At 73.2% G+C, this 22,911-nt stretch carries 18 protein-coding genes; 6 read left to right on the top strand and 12 right to left on the bottom strand.

Annotated elements, in window-relative coordinates; translation table 11 throughout:
• Positions 1-298: 298 nt before the first annotated feature.
• Entirely contained in the window at positions 299-2,953 is a 2,655-nt protein-coding gene (locus tag ACIPEP_RS08915) for a phosphoenolpyruvate carboxylase (RefSeq protein ID WP_402717054.1), read from the bottom strand.
• A gap of 177 nt (positions 2,954-3,130) precedes the next feature.
• Here ACIPEP_RS08915 and ACIPEP_RS08910 point away from each other — a divergent pair, with 177 nt between their 5' ends.
• Positions 3,131-4,897: a BCCT family transporter gene (locus ACIPEP_RS08910; RefSeq protein WP_402717053.1), complete on the top strand. Its 1,767-nt coding sequence runs from the start codon at positions 3,131-3,133 to the stop codon at positions 4,895-4,897.
• A 235-nt stretch (positions 4,898-5,132) separates the two neighbouring features.
• Here ACIPEP_RS08910 and ACIPEP_RS08905 read toward each other — a convergent pair whose 3' ends face one another.
• Entirely contained in the window at positions 5,133-5,852 is a 720-nt protein-coding gene (locus tag ACIPEP_RS08905) for a heme oxygenase (biliverdin-producing) (RefSeq protein ID WP_083413739.1), read from the bottom strand.
• Positions 5,853-5,927: 75 nt separating this feature from the next.
• On the opposite strand from ACIPEP_RS08905, the gene ACIPEP_RS08900 reads away from it, so the two are divergent.
• Together ACIPEP_RS08900 and ACIPEP_RS08895 are read left to right on the top strand one after the other, a co-directional pair.
• Entirely contained in the window at positions 5,928-6,773 is an 846-nt protein-coding gene (locus tag ACIPEP_RS08900) for a siderophore-interacting protein (RefSeq protein ID WP_402717052.1), read from the top strand.
• Between the two features lie 54 nt (positions 6,774-6,827).
• On the top strand, positions 6,828-7,400 hold the full coding sequence (locus ACIPEP_RS08895; RefSeq protein ID WP_402717051.1) for a GIY-YIG nuclease family protein: 573 nt from the start codon (positions 6,828-6,830) through the stop codon (positions 7,398-7,400).
• Between the two features lie 919 nt (positions 7,401-8,319).
• Here ACIPEP_RS08895 and ACIPEP_RS08890 read toward each other — a convergent pair.
• Both ACIPEP_RS08890 and ACIPEP_RS08885 read right to left on the bottom strand, forming a co-directional pair.
• The gene (locus ACIPEP_RS08890) at positions 8,320-9,291 is read right to left on the bottom strand and encodes a hypothetical protein (RefSeq protein WP_402717050.1); all 972 of its coding nucleotides are present in this window, start codon (positions 9,289-9,291) and stop codon (positions 8,320-8,322) included.
• A gap of 47 nt (positions 9,292-9,338) precedes the next feature.
• Positions 9,339-9,590, bottom strand: a complete 252-nt coding sequence (locus tag ACIPEP_RS08885) for a DUF4287 domain-containing protein (protein ID WP_071295979.1) — start codon at positions 9,588-9,590, stop codon at positions 9,339-9,341.
• 132 nt (positions 9,591-9,722) lie between these two features.
• Here ACIPEP_RS08885 and ACIPEP_RS08880 point away from each other — a divergent pair, with 132 nt between their 5' ends.
• From ACIPEP_RS08880 to ACIPEP_RS08870, 3 genes are read left to right on the top strand one after another with little or no spacing between them, the layout of a single operon-like run.
• Positions 9,723-10,868 carry an amino acid ABC transporter permease gene (locus tag ACIPEP_RS08880; RefSeq protein WP_402717049.1) on the top strand — a complete coding sequence of 382 codons (1,146 nt, stop codon included), beginning with the start codon at positions 9,723-9,725 and terminating at the stop codon, positions 10,866-10,868.
• Positions 10,868-11,641, top strand: a complete 774-nt coding sequence (locus ACIPEP_RS08875; RefSeq protein WP_402717048.1) for an amino acid ABC transporter ATP-binding protein — start codon at positions 10,868-10,870, stop codon at positions 11,639-11,641. The genes ACIPEP_RS08880 and ACIPEP_RS08875 overlap by 1 nt, the downstream gene beginning before the upstream one ends.
• A gap of 46 nt (positions 11,642-11,687) precedes the next feature.
• The gene (locus tag ACIPEP_RS08870) at positions 11,688-12,701 is read left to right on the top strand and encodes a transporter substrate-binding domain-containing protein (protein ID WP_402717047.1); all 1,014 of its coding nucleotides are present in this window, start codon (positions 11,688-11,690) and stop codon (positions 12,699-12,701) included.
• Positions 12,702-13,013: 312 nt separating this feature from the next.
• Here ACIPEP_RS08870 and ACIPEP_RS08865 read toward each other — a convergent pair whose 3' ends face one another.
• Genes ACIPEP_RS08865 through ACIPEP_RS08830 form a run of 8 tightly spaced genes read right to left on the bottom strand, consistent with a single transcriptional unit; the run spans position 13,014 to position 22,897 of the window.
• Positions 13,014-14,150, bottom strand: a complete 1,137-nt coding sequence (locus tag ACIPEP_RS08865; protein WP_402717046.1) for an LLM class flavin-dependent oxidoreductase — start codon at positions 14,148-14,150, stop codon at positions 13,014-13,016.
• Complete coding sequence (locus ACIPEP_RS08860) at positions 14,147-15,769, bottom strand: ABC transporter substrate-binding protein (protein ID WP_402717045.1); 1,623 nt, start codon at positions 15,767-15,769, stop codon at positions 14,147-14,149. Before ACIPEP_RS08860 ends, ACIPEP_RS08865 begins: the two co-directional genes overlap by 4 nt.
• Complete coding sequence (locus ACIPEP_RS08855; protein WP_402717044.1) at positions 15,766-17,412, bottom strand: dipeptide ABC transporter ATP-binding protein; 1,647 nt, start codon at positions 17,410-17,412, stop codon at positions 15,766-15,768. The genes ACIPEP_RS08860 and ACIPEP_RS08855 overlap by 4 nt, the downstream gene beginning before the upstream one ends.
• A complete protein-coding gene (locus tag ACIPEP_RS08850; protein ID WP_402717043.1) occupies positions 17,409-18,299 on the bottom strand; it encodes an ABC transporter permease in 891 nt (296 codons plus the stop codon). The genes ACIPEP_RS08855 and ACIPEP_RS08850 overlap by 4 nt, the downstream gene beginning before the upstream one ends.
• Entirely contained in the window at positions 18,296-19,339 is a 1,044-nt protein-coding gene (locus ACIPEP_RS08845) for an ABC transporter permease (protein WP_083413745.1), read from the bottom strand. The genes ACIPEP_RS08850 and ACIPEP_RS08845 overlap by 4 nt, the downstream gene beginning before the upstream one ends.
• Positions 19,336-20,358, bottom strand: coding sequence for an LLM class flavin-dependent oxidoreductase (locus ACIPEP_RS08840; protein WP_402717042.1), 1,023 nt, complete (start codon positions 20,356-20,358; stop codon positions 19,336-19,338). The genes ACIPEP_RS08845 and ACIPEP_RS08840 overlap by 4 nt, the downstream gene beginning before the upstream one ends.
• Positions 20,355-21,710 carry an NtaA/DmoA family FMN-dependent monooxygenase gene (locus tag ACIPEP_RS08835; RefSeq protein WP_309886892.1) on the bottom strand — a complete coding sequence of 452 codons (1,356 nt, stop codon included), beginning with the start codon at positions 21,708-21,710 and terminating at the stop codon, positions 20,355-20,357. Before ACIPEP_RS08835 ends, ACIPEP_RS08840 begins: the two co-directional genes overlap by 4 nt.
• Entirely contained in the window at positions 21,707-22,897 is a 1,191-nt protein-coding gene (locus ACIPEP_RS08830) for an LLM class flavin-dependent oxidoreductase (RefSeq protein ID WP_402717041.1), read from the bottom strand. Before ACIPEP_RS08830 ends, ACIPEP_RS08835 begins: the two co-directional genes overlap by 4 nt.
• Positions 22,898-22,911: the final 14 nt, after the last annotated feature.

Raw genomic sequence — 22,911 nt, 5'->3', positions numbered from 1 at the left:
GGTCGTGACGCGACCACGTCCAGGAGGCGGGGGGGGGGGGGGGGGCCCCCCCCCCCCCCCCCGGGGGGGCCCCCCCCGGGGGGGGGCCCCCCCCCCGGGCCCCCCCCCCCGCGGCCCCCCGGGGGGCCCCCCCCCCCCCCCCCGCCGCCCCCCCCCCCCCCCCCCCCCCCCCGCCCCGCCGGGGGGGGGGGGCGCGCGCCCCCCCCCCCCCCCGGCGGGGCGGGCGCCCCCCCCCCCCCCCCCCCGCCTCCTGGGCCCGAGACGGTCGCGTCGACAGCCGACGGCCGGTCCGCGCGGATCAGCCCGTGTTCTGCAGGCCGGCCGCGATGCCGTTCACGGTCAGGAGGAGCAGCCGGTGGTCACCGTCCGTCGGGTCCGTGCTGCCCGAGGTGCGGATCGCGCGGAGCGCCCGGAGCTGCAGGTGCGAGAGCGCGTCGACGTACGGGCTGCGGAGCCGGACGGCGCGTGCGAGGACGGGACGGTCCTCGAGGACGTCGCTCCCGCCCGAGACGCGCAGCACCCACTCGCGCGTGCGGAGCATCTCGTCGAGGACCTTCGCGGCGAGGTCGTCGCGGTCCGCGAGCTCGAGGTACCGGCGGGCGATGTGCTCGTCGGTCTTCGCGAGCGACATCTCGACGTTCTTGATCATCGCGCCGAAGAGGGGCCACTCGGCGTACGCGGTGCGGAGGAGCTCCACGTCGCCGACGGCCTCGAGCGCGGAACCGAGGCCGTACCACCCGGCGAGGTTGATGCGCGCCTGCGTCCACGAGAACACCCACGGGATCGCCCGGAGGTCCTCGAGCGACTCGACGCTCAGACCACGGCGGGCCGGACGGGAGCCGAGCGGGAGCAGACCGATCTCCTCCATCGGGGTCACGCGCGCGAACCACGGCGCGAAGCCGTCCGCCTTCACGAGGCCGTAGAACGCCTCGCGCGAGACGTCGTCGAGCTGCTGCGCGAGGTCGGCGAAGCGCGTGGCGGCGACGGCCGTGCGGTCCTCGTTCGACGGCGAGGACGCGAACAGCGTGGCCGAGGCCATCTGCTCGAGGTGCCGCGCGGCGATGTCCTTGTCGCCGTACTGGGCGAAGATGACCTCGCCCTGCTCGGTGAGCTTGAGGCGTCCGTCGATGGAACCGCGGGGCTGCGCCAGGACGGCCTCGTTCGCCGGGCCACCACCGCGGCCGAGCGAGCCGCCGCGGCCGTGGAACAGCGTGAGCTCGACGTCGTGCTGCTTCGCCCAGTCGGCGATCCGGGCCTGTGCGTCGTAGAGCGCGAGGTTCGCCGACACCGGACCGACGTCCTTGGAGGAGTCGGAATAGCCGAGCATGACCTCGAGGCGACGACCGGTCGCTGCGAGGCGACGCTGGAACGGCTCGGTACGGACGGCCTCGTCGAGGATGTCGACACTGGCGTGCAGGTCCGCGAAGGTCTCGAACAGCGGGATGACGTCGAGCACCGGGGCGGCCTCGGGCGACCCGAGTGCGGCGACCGCGAGCTCGTGGACGTTCGCGAGGTCGGCTGCCGACTGCGTGAACGACACGATGTAGCGGCTGGCGGCGCGGACGCCGTAGCGGGCCTGCAGCGCGGCGATCGTGCGGAACACGGCGAGGACCTCTTCCGTGGTCTCGCTCAGCTCCCCACCGGCGCGGATCTCGGCGAGGGCGTTCCGGTGCACCTGCGAGTGCTGCCGGACCTCGAGCTCGGCGAGGTGGAACCCGAAGGTCTCGACCTGCCAGACGAGGTTCTGCAGCTCGCCGTTCGCGGGACGGGTGGCCCCGGCGGCGACGAGCGACGTCTGGATGGTGCGGAGGTCGGCCAGGAGCGCGTCCGGCCCGGGGTAGGCGAGCTCGGCCTCGCCCCGGCGCGTGGCGTCGATGCGGGCGGCGACGAACAGGAGCGCCCGACGGTGCGTCTCGTTCGGTGCACGGACCCCGATGCGCTCGGCGATCCCGGCATCGAGGGACTCCTGCGCGGCGACGAGCGCGGTGAGACCGGCGTCCGCCGGGGTCTCGCTCGCGTCGAGCGTCAGGGTGCTGCCGATGCGGGTGGCGGCACGGGAGAGCCCGAGCAGGATGTGCTCGGCCGCGATCTCCGCCGCCTGGCGGGTGACGTCCGCCGTGACGTGCGGGTTGCCGTCGCGGTCGCCGCCGATCCAGGTGCCGAAGCGCACGAACGCCGGTGCGGTGACCGGCACGCGGCCGGCGTCGTCACCGAGCAGCCGGTCGTCGAGCAGGCGGTAGACCTGCGGGACGATCTCGAACAGCGTCTGGTCGAACACGCTCATCGCCGTGCGGACCTCGTCGAGCGGGGTCGGGCGGGTCGTGCGGAGCGGCGAGGTGCGCAGGAGGGTCGTGATCTCCTCGAGCAGCCGGCGCTCGTTCTCGGCGAGGGCCGTGGCGTTCGTCGTCCGGTCGCGCTCGTCGATGAGGTCGGTGATGCGCCGCACGGCCGTGGTCACCGCGCGTCGGCGGGCCTCGGTCGGGTGCGCCGTGAGGACCGGGTGGAACCGGAGTTCGCGCAGCCGGGCCGCAGCGGCCTCGTCGCCGACCTGCTCGACGAGCGAGGCGTACGTCGCCGGGAAGGAGTCCCCCGCGAGTCCGCCGTCGTCACCGCGGTGCCGGAGCACGCGGACGCGGTGGTGCTCCTCGGCGAGGTTCGTGAGGTGGAAGTACGTGGTGAACGCCTGGGCCACGGCTTCGGCCCGCTCGGCGGACAGATCCGCGACGATGGACTCGGCACGCGCGGCGCCCTCGGCCTCGCCGCCCTCGTACGCGTCGATGACCGCGGCACGGAGGCTCTCCACGTCGTGCAGGAGGTCCTCGCCGCCGGTCTCCCGCAGGACGCGTCCGAGCAGCTTGCCGAGGTACCGCACGTCGGAGCGCAGGTCGCTGTCGACCGCGCCACTGACGTCGTCCCGCGCGCGTCCGTGGCGCGTCTGACCGTCGATCGTCATGTGGTCCTCTCCGGGTCTCGGCCGGGAAGGTCGTCCCGGTATCCCAGCAGCGTATCGGCCCGTCGGGACCGGTGACGACAACCGTCCGGACGGACCGCGGCGGGCGGGTACGCGGCCTCGCCCGTTCCCATCGCACCCGGACGGACCACGGCGAGCGTTCGTAGAATACGGCCAGGGATGCTCAGCATCCGTGGGTGGAGGGACGCCATGGACGAGACGGCCGAGCCGGCAGACCGCGAACCCGCCACGGGGCGGACGCAGGACGACGTGGGGACGGGATCCGCGCCTCCTGGCCCGCCGGCCGACACTGCGGTCCGGAAGCCGCCCGTCGAGCGCTGGGTCTTCTGGCCGGCCGCGGGGATCGTGCTCGCGTTCGTCGCCGTCGCCCTCGCCGCGCCGCGTGCCACCGAGGACGTCTTCTCGGCCGTCCAGGGGTGGATCGTGCGGGACTTCGGCTGGTACTACGTGATCGCCGCGGCCGCGTTCGTCGTCTTCGCGATCTGGATCGGGTTCAGCCGGTTCGGCGACATCGTGCTCGGCCAGGACGACGAGGCGCCCGAGTTCTCGACGCTCTCGTGGCTCTCGCTGCTGTTCGCCGCGGGCATGGGCATCGGGCTCGTGTTCTACGGCGTCGCCGAGCCGCTCAGTCACTTCGCCTCACCACGGCCCGGGGTGACGGGCGACGACGACGCCCTCGCACAGCAGGCACTCACGCAGACGTTCCTGCACTGGGGCCTGCACGCGTGGGCGATCTACGTCGTGGTCGGGCTCGCCCTGGCGTACGCGATCCACCGGCGGTCGCGACCGGTGTCGATCCGCTGGGCGCTCGAGCCGCTGCTGGGCAAGCGCGTGGTGGGCGGGTGGGGCAACCTCATCGACGTCCTCGCGCTGATCGGCACGCTGTTCGGCGTCGCGACGTCGCTCGGGCTCGGCGTGCTGCAGATCGGGTCGGGGCTCGAGTACACCGGGGTGGCGGAGAACACCCGGGGCCTGCAGATCGGGTTGATCGTCGTCGTCACGCTGATCGCCGTCGGGTCGCTGCTGAGCGGTGTGGGCAAGGGCATGAAGATCCTGTCGAACATCAACCTCGTGCTGGCGGCCGTGCTGCTCGTCTTCGTCCTGTTCGTCGGGCAGACGCAGTTCCTGCTCGGCGAGTTCGTGCAGTCGATCGGGCAGTACGTGCAGGGCTTCGTCGGTCTGGCGTTCGACACGAGCGCCTTCGCGGGTCAGGCAGGGCAGGAGTGGCAGGGCGCGTGGACGACGTTCTACTGGGGCTGGTGGATGTCGTGGGCGCCGTTCGTCGGCATCTTCATCGCGCGGATCTCCCGCGGACGGACCGTCCGGCAGTTCGTGCTCGGCGTGCTGTTCGTCCCGACGCTGCTGACCTTCCTCTGGTTCGCGATCATGGGCGGCACCGCGCTGTACGACCAGCTGCACGGCACCGGCGACCTCGTCGGGGCGGACGGCAGCGTGTCCGTCGAGCAGGTCCTGTTCCAGCTGCTCGGCGGGATGCCCGCCGGATCGGTGCTCGTGATCGGGGCGATCATCCTGATCGGGGTGTTCTTCGTGACCTCGGCGGACTCGGGTGCGCTCGTGATGGGCATGATCGCGACCGGCGGGCAGATCGAGCCGAAGAACTGGATCCGGGTGTTCTTCGCCGGGGTCACGGCCCTCGTCGCGGTGGCGCTCCTGCTCGCGGGCGGGCTGGACGCGCTGAAGACCGCGGCGATCACGACGGCGCTCCCGTTCAGCGTCGTGATGGTGCTGATGTGCTGGTCGACGGTGATCGCCTTCACGCGGGAGCGTCGGGCGTACGCGCGGGCGGAGCGTCGGGCGTTGATGGCGGACCTCGCGGACTTCTACCAGCAGGAGGTCGTCGAACCCGCGGAGCGCGCGCCGAAGACGGGCCCGATCCAGAAGCTCGCGCGCCGCATGCGGCACTGAGGCGGGGGCGGGGGCGCGGGGGCGGGCGGCGGGCGCGCTTCGTGAACAGAAATGGTCGCCTGGGCTGCCCGCACCCGACAGTTTCTGCTCACCAAGCGCCCGCGGCACGCGCGGCGCCGGCGAGGGAGCGCCGGGATCGCGGCGCGTGGCGGAAGCACCCCTGCGAAGCGACGCGCTCCGCGATCCCGGCGGGTCTGGTGGGCGGCGCGTGGCCGCTCGGGTCAACTCGGCTCGGTCACGCGATCACGGCCACGTCGTCGCCCGCGCCGTGCGGCCCGTCGTCGTCGGACCACGCCCCGGGGCGTCCGAGCACCGGCCCCCGTGTCGCGTCGAGCCCCGCGAGCAGCCCGCTGTCGAGCCGGTGCGCCAGCTCGACCTCGGCGATCACCCGTTCGCGTTCCTCGGCCGACCACGGAGCCGCGTCGAGCTGCGCCCGGTAGGTCTGCTCGAACGCGCTCGGGTCGGCGACCTGGTCGAAGATGTAGAACAGGACGCCGTTCGTCTCGAAGCCGAACTGCTCCGCGAGCAGCCGCCCGATGAGCCGCCCCCCGGACAGGTCGCCGAGGGACCGCGTGTAGTGGTGGGCGACGAACCCGCCCGGCCACGTCGCCGCGACCTCGTTCAGTCGTCGGACGTACGCGGTGGTCTCGGGCAGCGGGCACACGAGCTCGGACCAGTCCGGACCGATGAGGTACTCGAGGTCCGCCCGGATCGCCGGCATCCGCGTCAACTGCGACGTGACAAAGGGGGCAGCCACGGGGTGGTCCGCCATCCGCTCGGCCGCGCGCTCGAGGGCGTCGTACACGAACGCGTACTGTCCGAGCAGGGCCGCGTACTCGCCGACGTCGCACCGCCCGGCGAGCAGGTCCTGCATGAACCCGTCGCCACCCGACGACCCCTGCGAGCGACGCGTGCGCCGGCGCAGCAGCTCGGAGAACGGGATGACGGTGTCCATGGAGGTAAGGCTAACCTTACTGAGCGGTACGTCAAGCACAGCGCACCCAGAAGTCGAGAGAGGAAGCTCGCACCGATGAGCTCGAAACCCAAACGCCCCCAGCACGTCTTCGTCGTCGACCGCACGGAGCGTCTCTCGCCGCACATGGTCCGCGTCCACCTCGGCGGTCCCGCCTTCGACGAGTTCGTCGCGGCAGCGGACCCGGAGCGGCTCGCCACCACGGACAAGTACGTCAAGCTCCTGCTCGCGAAGCCGTCGCTCGGGCTCACGCCGCCGTACGACCTCGAGTCGCTGCGCGAGTCGCTCCCGAAGCACGACCGGCCGGCGCGCCGTACCTACACCGTGCGCGCCGTCGACCACGAGGCGAAGACCATCGCCGTCGACTTCGTCGTGCACGGCGATGACGGCCTCGCGGGTCCCTGGGCCGCCTCGGCGCAGCCCGGCGACCTCCTCGCGCTCTCCGGTCCCGGCGGCGGGTTCACCCCGTCCACCGACCCCGCCGTCACCCACGTGCTGCTCGGCGACGACAGTGCGCTCCCCGCGATCTCCGCCGCCCTCGAGGGCATGGCCGACACCGCCACGGGCGTCGCCCTCGTCGAGGTGGCGGGTCCGGCCGACGAGCAGGACGTCGCGCACCCGGCCGGGGTCGACCTGCGGTGGCTGCACCGCGACGCCACCGGCGCCGAGCCGGGCACGCTGCTGCTGGAGGCGGCTCGCTCGCTGGAGCGCGCCTCCAGGCCGGTGCAGGTGTTCGCGCACGGCGAGCGGACCGCGATGAAGGCGATCCGCCGACTGCTGCAGGACGACTGGGGACTCGAGAAGTCCGAGATGTCGCTGTCCGCGTACTGGGCGCTCGGGCGCGCCGAGGACCGGTTCCAGGAGGAGAAGCGCGAACCGATCGGCGTCATCTTCACCGAGTAGCGCTCGGGCCTGGAGGCGCGGCTGGCGTCGGTGGGTCGGGCTAGCGTTCCCGGCATGGTCGCCCACTCGTGCTGCGCGCCCGGTTGCGACGCCGGTGCGGTCGCGGGGTCGGCGGTGCCCGCGGTGCCGCTGTGCGCCGGACACGTCGCCCTCGTGGTCGACGCCGCCGCCGAGCACGTCGGCGTCGAGGACGTGCTGCCCGGCCCGTGCCCGGTGTGCGGGTCGCGGGTCGGGGTGCGCTTCCCGTCGGGTGCGGTGTGTGCGGCGTGCGAGTGGCGCTGGGGCGACGTGCCGGACGGGGACCTCGCTCCCCCGCGCGTCGACGTCGTGTACTACCTGCGGATGCGGGACGACTTCGGCGACCGGGTCAAGATCGGGACGACGGCGAACCCGCGGCAGCGGCTCGCGGCGATCCCGCACCAGGACCTCCTCGGGTTCGAGCGCGGCGACCGGGCCCTCGAGCGGCGGCGGCACGCGCAGTTCGCCGGGTCGCGGTACCCCGGCACGGAGTGGTTCCGGGTGACGCCGGAGTTGCTCGAGCACGTCGCGGTCGTCGTCGCGGGCGTGAGCGACCCGTGGGAGCTGCACGCCCGGTGGCGGAGCGAGGCGCTGGCGCTGCGCGGGTGAGGCGCGGCGGGGGTGAGGCGCGGCGGTGGCGCGGTGCGGCCGGCGGGAGCTGCGCACAACGCAAGGCACGCCGAACCGCGGGGAACCGCGGTTCCGGCGCACTGTGGTTGCGCGGCGGGTGAGCGCACGCCGCCAGCGGGCGCCCGCGCGCGTCGAACCACGAAAACGACGTCGCACCAGCCGTCGCACGCGGTTCGACGTCGTTTCCGTGGTTCGACGCGGCGCCGCCGGCGGCCAGCGGCCGCTGCGCACAACGCAAGGCACGTCGAGCCGCGGGGAACCGCGGTTCCGGCGCACTCCGGTTGCGCGGCGGGCGAGCGCACGCCGTCAGCGGGCGCCCGCGCGCGTCGAACCACGAAAGCGACGTCGCACCAGCCGTCGCACGCGGTTCCATGTCGCTTCCGTGGTTCGACGCGCCGCCGCCGGCGGGCGGTGGGTGCTGCGCACAACGCAAGGCACGCCGAACCGCGGGAAACCGCGGTTCCGGCGCACTGTGGTTGTGCGGCGGGCGAGCGCACGCCGTCAGCGGGCGCCCGCGCGCGTCGAAGCACGAAAGCGACGTCGCACCAGCCGTCGCACGCGGTTCGACGTCGTTTCCGTGGTTCGACGCGGCGCGGCCGGCGGGCGGTGGGTGCTGCGCACAACGCAAGGCACGCCGAGCCGCGGGGAACCGCGGTTCGGGCGCACTGTGGTTGTGCGGCGGGTGAGCGCACGCCGCCAGCGGGCGCCCGCGCGCGTCGAACCACGAAAGCGACGTCGCACCAGCCATCGCGGCCGGTTCCATGTCGCTTCCATGGTTCGACACGGCGCCGCCGGCGGCCGGCGGGTGCTGCGCACAACGCAAAGCACGTCGAACCGCGGGGAACCGCGGTTCCGGCGCACTGTGGTTGTGCGGCGTCGACGCCCGGCCGCCAGCGCGTCAGCGCTCGTAGGCGTCGACGAAGAGGGCGCCGCGGACCTCGCGCAGCGTGTCGGCCAGGCGCGCGATCGTCCGGCCGGAGATCCCGGAGACCTCGAGGTCGTACGGCCCCAGCGCCTGCAGCCGCCCGGTCCGGATGCGGACGACCTCCCACCCGACACCGCGCACGGCACGGTCCTTCCGGCGGTCCGTCTCCTGCCGGGGTCCGACGTGCTCGAGGCCGTGGCGTCCGGTGGAGTCGTACTCGATCGCGACGCGGAGCTCCGGCAGGATGATGTCCGGCCAGACCTCGACGTGGTCGAAGAACGGTCGATCGAGGCGGATCGCGGAGTGGTCGAACGTGAAGGCGAACCGCTCGGCGAGGGCGGCACGGAGCTCGGCCTCGACCGCGGAGGCCGTCGCCGGGGCGCACACGCTCGTGAACGACTCACCCGAGGGCAGCCGCGGCGTCTTCGGGCAGATCGACCGCGGGACGGCCGGGGGCCGGGGCCGGCTGGGTGCACCGGGTTCCGGGCGACGAGGGCGGGACCGCGTCGACGCCACAGCACCGGCCGGTGTTCCTCGAGCCGGAGCCGCGGGCAGGGTCTGCCGACCGGTGACCCGCACGACCCGCTGCGGCACCGGCACCGCGGTCGGCCAGTCGGAGGGCAGCACGGGCCAGCGCTGCGGCTGGGCCTGGACGGCGCACTCGGGGCACCAGACCGACCGGCGTCGTTCACGACCCGGACGGGAGCGCTGCTCACCCGGGGTCGCGACGAACACGTGCCCGACGTCGCACTCCCACGTCAGCAGGACCTCGGCAGCTGGTGGCACCTGGCTGAGGACGACGCCGTGGTTCCACTCCGGGTGGTACTGCCGGACGAGCACCGGGTACGAGGACCACTCGGCACGGAACTCCCCCACGGCGTACGGCACCGCCACGCCGCGCGACCACTGTCGGCGGCGCCACCACGCGTCGACGGGTCCGGCCACACTGCCACGCTAGGCAGCACCACCGACAACCGCCACGGCGACGGGGATCAGTCGGCGAGGGCGTTCCGCACGTAGCCGACGAGGGCGTTCGCGTGCCCGTGTCCCATGCCGTGCTCGGTCTTGAGCCAGGCGACGACCTCCATGTGCTTCTGGCCGTCCAGCCGGTCCGCGACGAGGTCGAGCCACTCCTGCACCGGGCGCCCGTAGGTCTTCTCGATGCTCGGGAAGTACGACGCCGGCCCCTTCGGCTTGCTGCCGTCGGCCGGGGGCTCCGGTGCGGTCACGCGGTGTGCGGTCATGGGGGTCACGATAGCCGCCGTCCCGCGTCACAGAGCGTCATCCGATCCCCGCGTGTGACGCCGGGTTCCCTCCCGTGCCGATGTGTTTCGCGCGGCGTTGTCGCGCCTCGGCGCACCTCCTACGGTCGCGACATGACCCAGACCACCGACACGGAGCGGGATGCCGTGACCCGCCCCGACGGCGCGAGGAGCGTGGCGGACGCACACCGCGCCTCCAGTCCGACCGGAAGCCCCGCCGGAAGCACGACCGACGCGACCATCGACGCCGCCGGCCGCGCCGCGCTCGACCGCCCCGTCGTCCCGCTGCGCCACCCGCTGCGGTGGATCGCCGCGGCGGTCGTCCTCGTGGTCCTCCTGAACTTCGTCGAGACGCTCTTCACCAACGAGCAGTGGGGCTGGCCGGCGGTCGGCAAGTGGCTGTTCAGCCCGGCGATCCTGACCGGCCTGCAGCTCACCCTCGTCGCGACGGCACTGAGCGCGGTGATCAGCTTCGCCGGCGGCATCGTCGTGGCGATCGGCCGGCTCTCGCGCAACCCGGTGCTGTCCGGGCTCGCCTGGGGCTACGTGTGGCTGTTCCGTTCGGTGCCGCTCATCCTGGTGCTCGTCTTCCTCTACAACCTCGGGTCGCTGTACCCGACCATCGGCATCGGCGTCCCGTTCGGACCGCAGTTCGAGGTCCCGACCGCGAACGTCCTCGGCGACCTGGCGATCGGCGTCATCGGGCTGAGCCTCAGCGAGATCGCCTACGCGTCGGAGATCGTCCGCGCCGGTGTGCTCGCCGTCGACCACGGCCAGCACGAGGCCGCGCAGGCCCTCGGGCTCCCCCGCCGCCGCCAGTTCGTGCGGGTCATCCTGCCGCAGGCGCTCCGCTCGATCGTGCCGGCCTTCGTGAACCAGATCGTCGGCCTGCTCAAGGCGTCCTCGCTGCTGTTCTACGTGTCGCTCCTCGACCTGTTCGGCGTGGTGCAGAACCTGTCGAGCACCTACCCGACGGACATCATCCCGCTGCTCGTCGTGGCGACGATCTGGTACCTCGCGCTCACGAGTGCGGTGTCGATCGTCCAGTACTACGTCGAGCGATGGACGGCGCGCGGCTCGGTCCGCGCGCTCCCGCCGACGCCGTTCCAGCGGCTCCGGTCGGCGGTGCGCCGCGGTTCCGGGCGCGGCCGGGGAGGCCCAGGAGGCGCGGATCGCCCCTCCTCGTCGGCACGCGCTGCACAGGTGGTCGCCGCCGACCGCGTGGTCGCGTCCGGCAAGAACGACGGGAAGGCCATCTGATGAGCGCCACCATCGGCATCCACGGCGCCGTGAAGGCCTTCGGCGACAACGTCGTCATCGACGGCGTCGACCTGTCGCTGCCGTCCGGGAGCGTCACCGTGATCCTCGGCCCGTCCGGGTCCGGCAAGTCCACGCTGCTGCGGGCGATCAACCACCTCGAACCCCTCGACCGCGGTGTCGTCACCGTCGGTGGCGAGACCATCGGCGTCCGGGTGCGGACCGGCCGCGACGGGGTCCCGCGCTACAAGGAGCTGCCCGAGCGCCTGATCCTGCGGCAGCGCTCCCGGATCGGGTTCGTGTTCCAGCACTTCAACCTGTTCCCGCACCTCACCGCGCTCGAGAACGTGGCCGAGGGACCGATCGCCTCCGGGGTCCCCGCCGCCACCGCGAGGGCCCGAGCCCAGACGCTGCTCGAACGCGTCGGCCTCGGCGACCGCGGTGCAACGCGCCCGCGCCAGCTCTCCGGCGGGCAGCAGCAGCGCGTGGCGATCGCCCGGGCGCTGGCGCTCGAGCCCTCGGTGGTCCTGCTGGACGAACCGACCTCGGCCCTCGACCCGGAACTGGTCGGCGAGGTGCTCGGCGTGATCGCGGACCTCGCCGAGTCCGGCACGACGCTCGTCATCGTCACGCACGAGGTCGCCTTCGCTCGCGAGGTCGCCGACCACGTCGTCTTCCTCGACCACGGCCGCATCGTCGAGCAGGGCCCGCCCGCGCAGCTCATCGACGACCCGCAGCACCCCCGCACGCGCGACTTCCTGTCCCGCGTCCGCTGAACTCCCCACCCGATCCGACCCGACCCGACCCGACCCCTGGAGAACCATGTCCCCGATCACCCCCTCCCGCTGGCGGCACCGCGCCGGCGCCCTCGTCCTCGCCGCCGGCGTCGTCGTCGCCCTCGCCGGCTGCGCCGCGAACGCCAGCGCCGGCACCGGCTCGGACGACGGCACCGTCACGATCGGCGCCGCCTCGAACGGCGCCGCGACCGAGACGAAGGTCTCCGTGCAGGAGGACTCGAAGCTCCACGACGAGCTCCCCGCCGACGTCAAGCAGTCCGGCAAGCTCGTCATCGGCATCGGGGCCCTGCCGTCCGGGTACCCGCCCCTCGCCTTCACCGGCTACGACCAGAAGACGCTGACCGGTTCCGAGCCCGACCTCGGCCGTCTCGTCGCGGCGAAGCTCGGCCTCGAGCCCCAGGTGAAGAACGCCACGTGGGACAACCTGTTCGTCGGCATCGACGGCGGATCGGTCGACGTCGGCCTGTCGAACATCACCGTGACGGAGCAGCGCAAGGAGAAGTACGACTTCGCCTCGTACCGCCAGGACAACCTCGCGCTGCAGGTGAAGGAGGGCAGCTCCCTGCGGTTCGACGGAGACCCGTCCGTGCTCGCCGGCAAGACGATCGCCACCGACTCCGGCACGAACCAGGAGAAGATCCTGCTCGGGTGGAAGGCCGACCTCGCGAAGCAGGGCAAGACCATCACGGTGAAGTACTACCCGGACGCGAACGCGAAGCTCCTCGCCGTGCAGTCCGGCAAGGTCGACGGCTACCTCGGCCCGAACCCGACGATCGCCTACCAGAACAAGCAGAACGCGGGGACGGCGAAGGCGACGACGACCGCGGGCACGTACTCGGGTGCCGGCGCCGACCTGCAGGGGCTCATCGCGGCGACGACGAAGAAGGGCGACGGGCTCGCGAAGCCGGTCCAGGAGGCCATCGACGAGCTCATCGACGACGGCACGTACGCCAAGTGGCTCACGGCCTACAACCTGTCGAACGAGGCCGTGAAGCAGTCCGAGCTCAACCCGGAGGGCCTGCCGCTCGACGCCAGCTGACGCGCACGCGCTGTCCGACACCCCCGTGGCCGATCTGGCCGCGGGGGTGTCGTCGCGCGTGCCCTCGGGGCGCGGTGCGGTGCGGTGCCGTGCCGTGCGACAAGGTCGACGTCCTACGACAGCAGTCACGTCGCTCGTTGCGCACGCGGGCATCCGCGGACGCACGACAGCGACACGGTCGACGTCGTACGACAACGACGATGTCGCGTCGAGTCGGCAACCGACCAGCCGTGCGCGGGACGCGCGCGCACGACGGACGGGAGGCGCGGTGCCAGCTGGCACCGCGCCTCCCGTCCGTCGGCCGGCCACGTCTCAGACCGCGGCCGGCACCGCCTGCTCGGCACGCCGCGCCCACTCGGCCGCGAGCAGCTCGTAGGAGCGCACCCGCGCGTCGTGGTCGTGCGTGATCGTCGTGACGAGGAGCTCGTCCGCCCCGGTGGCGCGGCGCAGCGTCTCGAGCCGGTCCGCGACCGTGCCGGCATCGCCGACGAACCGCGTGGCGATGCGGTCCGCGACCGATGCCGCCGCAGCGTCGTCCAACGGGTGCTCCCGGGCCCACTCGGGTGTCGGGTACTCGATCGCCCCGACGCCGGAGCGGATGGAGTGCACCCACTGGCCGTAGCCGAGGGCGAGTCCGGACGCCTCGTGGGTGTCCCGGCCGACGACGACGTCCGCCGACACGATGACGTGCGGCGTGTCGAGCACGCCGGGGCGGAACGCGTCGCGGTACGCCTCGACCGACGCCAGGACCGTGCCCGGCGACGTGTGGTAGTTCGCGCCGTAGGGCAGGCCGAGCGCGCCGGCCGCCCGTGCGCTCGCACCCCCGGTGGAGCCGTGGATCCAGAGTTCGACGGGGGTGCCGGCGGCGGGCGGCGCCTCGACGACCGCGCCGTCGTGCGACCAGGTCCCGTCGAACAGCGCCCGGATCAGGTCGAGTTCGCCCTCGAACCGGTCGACGTCGCCCGGCACGCGACCGAGCAGCTCGCCCTGCAGCGCGAACCGGCTGCGCGGGGCGATCCGGAAGTCGAACGGTGCCGGGATGAGCAGCCCGTCGACGACCTCGTCCTCGCGCGGGGCGAGCGACGGCGGCTTCGGGGCACCGGGTGCGGGGGCACCGGACCGGCCGAGACCGAGGTCGATCCGCGGCCCGTACACCGCGGCGAGCGTGCCGAAGGCCTCGGCGATCTGCAGTCCGCGGACGTTGCCGACCAGCGTCGCCGCGCTGCCGACGCGGATCGTCGAGGTCGCGGCGGCCACGGCCCCGATCACGATGTTCGGTGCGCTGCCGGCGACACCCGGGTTGAGGTGGTGCTCGGCGAGCCAGTACCGGGCGTACCCGGCACGCTCGGCGTGCTGCGCGAGGTCGATCGTGCGGTGCAGCGCCTGCGCGGCGGTGGACCCGGCGCTGACCGGGACGAGGTCGAGGACGGACAGGGGGACGGCGGTCATGCTGCGTCCGTCCAGGCGCCGGTGAGCTGGTCGAGGCGGGTGTCCGCGCCGAACGCGATGCCGTGCACGTCCTTCGTGGTGGCGATGATGCTGGTGAGTTCGTGCACGGGGACGAAGTCCACCTGCGACGCGATCCGTTCCTGGATCGCCGCGAACGTGGCCGCACGCTCGGTGGCGGACGACTGCGAGAGCTCCTTCGTGAACAGGGCGTCGAGCGTGCCGTCGGCGGCGCCGATCGACTGGGCGCCGTCGCTCGAGAACTTCGAGCGGAGGACGTCACCGTCGGCGCGGGAGCTGTTGTCCCACGCGAGGTCCCAGTCCCCGCTCGTGGTGTTGGCGAGGTACTGCGGGACGGTGCCGCTCTCGAGGGTCAGGCCGACGCCGACCTTCCGCAGCTCCTGCTGGATGAGTTCGAGCGAGGTCTGGTTCGGTCCGAAGTTCGTGATCCAGATGAGCTTGAGCTGCAGCTTCCGGCCGTCCTTCGCGCGGATGCCGTCGGAGCCGGTCTTCCACCCGGCCTCGTCGAGCGCCTGCTCGGCCGCGGCTGGGTCGTACGAGATCGCCGAGGAGGTGTCGGTGTACCCGGGGGTGGTCGAGCCGAGCACCGACGTCGCGACCTCGAACAGGTCGTTCAGGGAGGTGTCCCGGACGGTCTTCGGGTCGACGGCCTGCGCGATCGCCCTGCGGACGACGAGGTCGGACACGAGCGGGCGCTTCTGGTTGAACGTGAGCCCGAACACCTGCCCGGGGTTGGCGCGGGTCACGAGCTCGTACTGCGACTTGAGCGTGTCGACGTCGCTCGGCTGCACGCTGCTGATCGCGTCGAGCTGGCCGGACTGCAGGCTGCCGGTGCGGACGCTCGCCTCCGGGACGACCTGGAACGTCACCTTCGACAGGTGCGCCGCGCCGGTGTTCGACCGCGCGGCCGGGCCCCAGTCGTAGTCCTTGCGCTTCGTCAGGACGGTGGAGGTGTTCTTCGTGTACGACGACAGCGTGAACGGGCCCGTCCCGATGACGGCCGTGCCGTCGGCCCGGTCGTCGAACGGCGTCTCGGTGGTCTTCGGCGCGACGATGCCGAGCGCGACCGACGCGGTGGCGTTCGGGAACGCGGCGTTCGGCGTCGTGAAGTCGACCTCGACGGTGTCGTCGTCGATGACCTTCGTCTCCTGGTACCCCGAGAAGTACGCGGCGGCGGTGCTGGACGCCCCGGCCTTCGCGATGTCGTCGAAGGTGTCCTTCACGGCGGTGGCGTCGAAGGCCGACCCGTCGGAGAACGTCACACCGGAGCGCAGGTCGAACGTGAACGCGGTCGCGTCGGCGTTCGCCGAGTACTTCGTCGCCAGCCAGGGCTTCAGCGAACCGTCCGACGGGTCCTGCCAGAGCAGCGAGTCGACGAGCTGCCGGGTGATGGCGAGGGTGTCGTTGCCGGCGCCGGTCCCGGTCGGGTTGAGCGTGATCGGGTCGTTGGCGATCGCGTAGGTCAGCGAGCCGCCGTCGACGGGCTTCGACGAGGACGACGACGCGGTGCCGCCCGACGAGCAGCCGGCCATCACCAGGGCCGCCGCGGTGCCGGCCGCGATCGCGACCACCAGACGGATCGGGGTGCGGTGGATGGTCATGAGACTCCTTCGGAGGGGGTGAGGGGTGCGACACGCCGGGATCGACCGGGGATCGCGTCGAGCAGGGCACGGGTGTACTCGTGCTGCGGGTGGTGGAGGACCTCGGCGACAGCGCCGTGCTCGACCACGCGCCCGCCCCGGAGGACGGACACCTCGTGGGCGATGCGGCGGACGACGGCGAGGTCGTGCGAGATGAACAGGTACGAGACGCCGAGCGTCTCCTGCAGCGACGCGAGCAGGTCGAGGATCTGCGCCTGGACGGACACGTCGAGCGCCGAGACCGGTTCGTCCAGGACGACGAACGACGGGTCGAGCGCGAGCGCCCGGGCGATGGCGACGCGCTGCCGCTGACCGCCCGACAGCTCCGACGGTCGCCGACCCGCCGTCGATGCCGGCAGGGCCACGAGGTCGAGCAGCTCCGCCGCACGGGCCGCACGCGACCGCCGGGTGCCGATCCCGAACGCCGCGAGCGGGTCGGCGATGATCGACCCGACCGACAGCCGCGGGTGCAGGGCCGCGTACGGGTTCTGCTGCACGATCTGCGCGCGGCGCCGGTACGCCCGCAGCGCCGCACCGCGGGCAGCGGTCACGTCGTCGCCGTCGAACCGGACGGTGCCCGCGTCGGCGCGCTCGAGACCGAGCACGAGGCGCGCCGTGGTCGACTTCCCGGACCCGGACTCCCCCACCAGCGCGAGGGTGCGGCCGCGCGGGACGGTCACGTCGACGCCGTCGACGGCGGCCACGCGGGCGAAGGACTTCCGCAGGCCCGTCGCGACGACGAGCGGGTCGTCACTGCCGGACGGGAGGCGCGGGTCGGCCCCCACGGACACGGTCACGTCGTCGAGACTGGGCGCCGCGGCGATGAGCGAGCGGGTGTACGCCTCGCGGGGAGCGCCGAGCACCTCGGCGGGGGTGCCCTGCTCGACGATCCGTCCCTCGGACATCACGACGATCCGGTCCGCCCGGTCCGCGGCGACCCCGAGGTCGTGCGTGATGAAGAGGACGCTCGTCCCCCGCTCGGCGACGAGTCGGTCGAGGTGGTCGAGGATCGTCCGCTGCACGGTGACGTCGAGGGCGCTCGTGGGCTCGTCGGCGACGAGGAGCTCCGGGTCGCCGATCAGTGCGATGGCGATGAGCACCCGCTGCCGCATGCCGCCGGAGAGTTCGTGCGGGTACTGCTGGGCGCGCAGTTCCGGACGGTCGATCCCGGCGCGACGGAGCTCCTCCACGGCGCGCTGGCGGGCGTCGGCCCCGGTCGCGATCCCGTGAACCTCGAGCACCTCGGCGACCTGCCGACCGATGCGCGTGACGGGGTTGAGCGAGACGGTCGGGTCCTGCGGCACGAATCCGATCCGGACGCCGCGGACACGACGGACCTCGGCGTCGGACGCGGTGACCAGGTCGAGGTCCGCGGAACCGGCGGCGGTCCCGGAGAGCCGCACCGTGCCTCCCGTCAGCTCGGCCGCTGCGGGCAGGAGCCGCAGGACCGCGTGCGCCGTCGTCGACTTGCCCGAACCGGACTCGCCGACGATCGCGACGCGCTCGCCGCGACCGACGTCGAGGGAGACGCCGTGCAGCGCCGTCCGCGCGTGCCGGCCGTGGCCGTACGCGACCGTGAGGTCGCGGATGCTGAGGAGGCTCATCGGACGGCCCGCCGTTCGGTGTCGAGTGCCCGGGCGACGCGGTTGCCGGCGAGGACCGTGACCGCGATGACGAGACCGGGGATGGTCGTCAGCCACCACGAGGTGGCGATGAAGTCGCGGCCGGTCGAGACGAGCGAGCCCCACTCCGGTGCCGGCGGCTGGGCGCCGTAGCCGAGGAAGCTCAGGCTGGAGACGGCGAGGATCGCGGTGCCGAACTCGAGCGCGGCGAGGACGAGCACCGGTCCGGCCGCGTTCGGCAGCACGTGCACGAGCAGCACCCGCCACCAGCGGTTCCCGTTCGCCGTGGCCGCCTCGACGTACTGGGCGGTGCGGACCCGGACGACCTCGGAGCGCATGATCCGGGCGATGGTGGCGATGCTCGCGACGCCGACCGCCACCGCGACGTTCACGGTGCCGAAGCCCAGGACGGTGACGATCGTCAGCGACAGCAGCAGGCTCGGGATGGCGAGCAGGACGTCCGCGACGCGCATGAGCACGGTGTCGACCACCCCGCCGACGAACCCGGCGAGGAGCCCGACCACCGAGCCGCCGACGAGCCCGATGAGGATCGCGAGGATCGCCGCCTGCAGGGTGAGCGCCGTGCCGTGCACGACGCGGGCGTACAGGTCGCGGCCGAGCTGGTCGGTGCCGAACCAGTGTGCGGCGTCGGGCGCGGTGAGCTTCACGGCGGGTTCCGCGGCGAGCGGGTCGAGGTGGGTCAGGGCGCCGGGGAGCAGCGCGGCGAGGACGACCAGGGCGAGCCAGAGCACGGCGAGCGTGAGGGTCGGGCGGGCGACGACGCCCCGGAGTGCGGTCGCGCCGCCGGGGACGCGGTCGGAGACGAGCGACGCGGGACGGCCGATCGCGAGCTGCGTGGTCTCGGTCATGCGGGGACTCCCTGGGGTGTCGGGGCGGTGGTGCCCGTGGTGGCACCCGCGGCGTCGCCCGTGCCGCCGCCCGGTGTCGGGCCGTCCTGCTCCCGGAGCTTCCGGCGGCTCCCGGCCAGGACGACACGCGGGTCGAGGAGCGGGTACACGAGGTCGACGACGAGGTTCGCGACGACGAAGATCGCCGCGGCGACGAGCACGATGCCCTGGACCACGGGGATGTCCTGCCCCTGCACGGCGGTCGCGGTGACACGGCCGAGGCCCGGGCGGGAGAACACCGTCTCGGTCACGACGGTGCCGGAGAACAACTGTCCGACGATGAGGCCGGTCACGGTGAGGGCCGGCAGCGCGGCGTTCTTCAGCGCGTGCCGGAGCTGCACCCGCCAGCGTCCGGCGCCCTTGGCGTACGCGGTGTCGACGTACGGCTCACGGAGCGTCGCGACCAGGGACTTCGACAGCAGCTGGGCGATCGTCGCGCCGGTCGGCAGCGCCAGGGTGATCGCGGGGAGGACGACCGACGACGGTCCCTCGCCGCCGAACGCCGGGAACACGTGCAGGCCGAACGAGAACCACTGCACGAGCAGCAGGGCGAACCAGAAGCCCGGGACGGCGACACCGACCGGCGGCAGCTGCAGCAGGAACTGCCCGAGGGCGCGGTTCCGGGTCCACGTGGCGAGGACCGCGAGCCCGCCGCCGAACACGATCGCGAGCAGCAGGCCGACGACGGCGATCTGCGCGGTGGGACCGACGGCCTCGCCGATGACCTCGGTGACGGGTCGTCCGACACCGATCGAGCGGCCGAGGTCGCCTGTAAGCAGCGAACCGAGGTGCTGGAAGTACTGCACGAGCACGGGCTGGTCGAGTCCGTACTGGTGGCGGAGCGCGTCGAGCTGCGCCTGCGTCACGTCGGTGGCGTCCGGACCGAGCATGATCCGGGCGGGGTCGCTCGGCAGGACGTAGAGGACGAAGAAGGAGATCGTCCACGCCGCCCAGAGCACGAGCACCGCTTGCCCGATGCGCGAGAGCACGTACCGGGTCACGCCGCCACCACCGTCCGCGCTGGTGCCCACCCGAGGGCCGGCGCGACCCTCGACACGACGTCCGAGACGATCTGCTCGTACTCGTCGCCGGCGAACTCGTACGGCAGCTCGATGCGGAACTCGTCGACCTCGGCGAGCGTGGCGTCCCGGACGAGCTGCTCGACGATCTGCTCGGCCGGTCCCACGAGGTCCGCCGAGAACAGGGTGCGCCGGGGACCCTGCGGTGCCCTCTGCCGGTCGAGACGCGACTCGTACCAGGTCCGGTAGCGCTCACGCGAGACGCGGTCGGCCGAGTCCGTCGGGACGACGCATCGTCCCCAGGCGACGCGGGGTGTCCGGCCGGACGGCAGCGCGGCGCGGTAGGCGGCGAGCTGGTTCCGCTGGGCGGTGCCGTAGTCGTCCGTGTCCTCGCCCGAGGTGAGGTTGCCGATGAGCAGGTTGAGCCCGGCGCTGCCCGCGAAGGCGGCCGACCGGAGCGATCCCCCGCCGTACCAGACCCGGTCGACGAGCCCCGGTGCGTACGGCTGCAGCCGCGGGCGCTGGACGTTGCCCGGGCTCTGGATGACGGTGTCGTCGCCGCCGAGGAAGTCCCCGCGCAGGTTGTCGACGAAGCGGGTGACCCGCTCGTAGCCGCGGTCGAAGGAGCGCCAGTCGCCGTCGAACACCAGGTCGCCGAGGATGTCCTCGTGCGGGGCGCTCGTCGACAGCCCGACCTGGACCCGCCCGTGCGACAGGACGTCGGCGAGCGAGAAGTCCTCTGCGAGGCGGAACGGGCTCTCCCACCCGATCGGCACGACGGCGACCCCGAGCTCGATCGCGCTCGTGCGCTGCGAGGCCGCGGCGAGGAACACCGCCGCCGACCCGATGCCGTGCTCGAGGTGACGGTGCCGGACCCAGGCGCCGTCGACGCCGAGCCGCTCCGCCGTGGCGAAGAGGTCGAGCGTGGCCTCGAGGCCGTCGACGGGTGCGTCGTCCGCGAAGTTCCCCGGCACGAGGATCGACAGGCTGCGCACCGTCACGCGAGCACCCCCCGGCGGTCCCGGATGGTCCCGGGCAGACCGAGCGTCTCGCGGAGCGTCGCGCCCTCGGTGTAGGACTCCCGGTAGACGCCGCGCTCCTGCAGCAGCGGGACGACCGTGTCGACGAACTCGTCGAGGCCGTACGGGTTGGTGTGCGGGACCACGACGAAGCCGTCCGTCGCACGTTCCTGGACGTACCGGTCGATCTCGGCGGCGATGTGCGAGGGCGTCCCGACGAACCCGCCGCGCGTCGACACCGCGATGACGAGCTCGCGGATGGACAGGTGCTCGGCCTCGGCGCGGTCGCGCCACGACCGCACGAGCGCCGGCACGTCGCGGGTGTGCCGTGCGCGGCCGCGGGTGATCGCGGCGCCCTCGAGGTCCGGCTCGACGTCGGGCAGCGGGCCGTCCACGTCGTACCCGGACAGGTCGCGGTTCCACACCTGCTCGAGGAACGCGATCGCCGTGGCCGGGCTGACCTGGGCACGCTGGATCGCCCGGGCCCGCTCGGCGGCGTCCGCGGCGGTGTCTCCGAGGACGAAGGTCGACGCGGGCAGGATGTGCAGCTCGTCCTTCGAGCGGCCGACGCGCTCGAGGCGCGCCGTGACGTCGTCGTAGTAGGACTTCGCGTCGTCGAACTCGGTGTGCAGCGAGAAGATCACCTCGGCGTGCGCCGCGGCGAGGTCGCGCCCCTCGTCGGAGTCGCCGGCCTGCACGACCACCGGGTGCCCCTGCGGGCTCCGGGGCACCGGGAACGTCCCGGTCACGTCGAACTGCGGCCCGTGGTGGTCGACGTCGCGGATCCGGGAGCGGTCGGCGAACACGCCCGAGGCCACGACGGCGTCGGACTCCCACGAGTCCCAGAGCTCGCGGGACAGCTCGATGAACTCCGCCGCCCGCGTGTACCGGTCGGCGTGGTCCAGGAACCCGCCACGACGGAAGTTCGCGCCGTGGAACGCGTCCGAGCTGGTCACGACGTTCCAGCCGGCGCGTCCGTCGGTGAGGTGGTCGAGCGTCGCGAGCTGCTTCGCGAGTTCGAGCGGCTCGTTGAACGTGGTCTGCAGCGTGCCGACGAGCCCGATGTGCTCGGTGACCCCGGCGAGGGCGGCGAGGACCGCGAGCGTGTTCGGGCGCCCGACGACGTCGAGGTCGTGGATGCGCCCCTTCTGCTCGCGGAGCCGCAGGCCCTCGGCGAGGAACAGGTAGTCGAACAGCCCGCGCTCGGCGTTCCGGGCGAAGTGCTCGAACGACGAGAACGCGATCTGGCTCTCGGCCCGGTCGTCGCTCCAGATCGTGGTGTTGTTGACGCCCGGGAAGTGGGCGGCGAGGTGGACCTGACGCTTGGCGCTCATGCTGAGACCTCCACGGGGGCGGATGCGGACGCGTACCGGCTGACCGCCGGGGCGATGCCGAGCCGCGTGCGCAGGTCGGCGGTGGGACGCGAGGCCACGTCGGCACGGAGGCCGGCCGTGACGAGCGCGGGGACGAGCTCGCGGGCGATCGCCGTGGAGTCGAGCGGGATGCGCAGCGGGCGGAGTCGGACACCGGCGAACCCGAGGTCCCGCAGGTCCCCGATGAGCGTCACGAGCTCGGGCACGGTCGTCGCCAGCACGGACGTGTCGGACGTCGACGCGTACGGGGCACCGGCAGCCGTGTCGAGCGAGGCCAGCGCGTCGGCGGCGGCGGCCGACGACGACCCGATGAGCACCGCGAGGTCGGCGAGGACCGGACGACGGACGTCCGAGCCGGCCACCTGCTCGAGGTGACGGATCTCCGACAGCAGGTCCCGCGCCTCCCGTCCGTCGTACCCGGGCGTGACCAGCACGACGTCCGCAGCGTCCACCGCGAACGCGGCCGCGTCGGCGCGGTGCGCCAGCGAGAAGACCGGCGGACGGCCCTGCGGCGACCGCGGCACGATCGACGCGCCGTGGACCGAGACGAAGGACCCCGCGAACTCGGCGTTGTGGATGCGGTCGCGGTCGATGAACCGGCCGGTGGTCACGTCGCGGATGATCGCGTCGTCGTCCCAGCTGTCCCAGAGTCGCGACACGACCTCGGCGACCTCTCGCGCCTCGTCGAAGAGGACGGACGCCTCGTCGCCGCCGGGACGGCGCCCGAAGAGCGCTGCTTCGCGGGGCGTCGGGCTCACCTGGATCCGCCACCCGGCTCGCCCCTGCGAGACGTGGTCGAGGGTCTGGAGGCCCGTGGCGACGTGGAACGGTTCGGTGTGCGTCACCGAGACGGTCGGGACCAGACCGAGCGCGCGCGTCGCGGGGGCGACCGCGTTCGCGACGAGGAGGGCGTCGAGGCGGCCGACGACCGTGCTCGTGTCGAGGTCGCCCGCCGCGTCCACCGGACCGGCGGTGAAGGAGTCCTCGATCGTGACGGCGTCGACGCCGAGGCGGTCCTGCTCCACGACGACGTCGCGCCAGTGCCGGAGGCTGGTGAGGCGCTGCGCCGCGGGGCCGGCGGTGCGCCAGGCGGCGGGGTGCCAGCCGGCGCCCTGCAGGGCGGTGACGAGGGTGATGCGGTCGGGCATGGGGTGCGCTTCCG

The organism is Curtobacterium sp. NPDC087082 (genome assembly GCF_044745045.1).
In the GTDB taxonomy this organism is placed as follows: Bacteria; Actinomycetota; Actinomycetes; order Actinomycetales; family Microbacteriaceae; genus Curtobacterium.
This window is presented reverse-complemented; position numbering and strand designations above follow the sequence as displayed.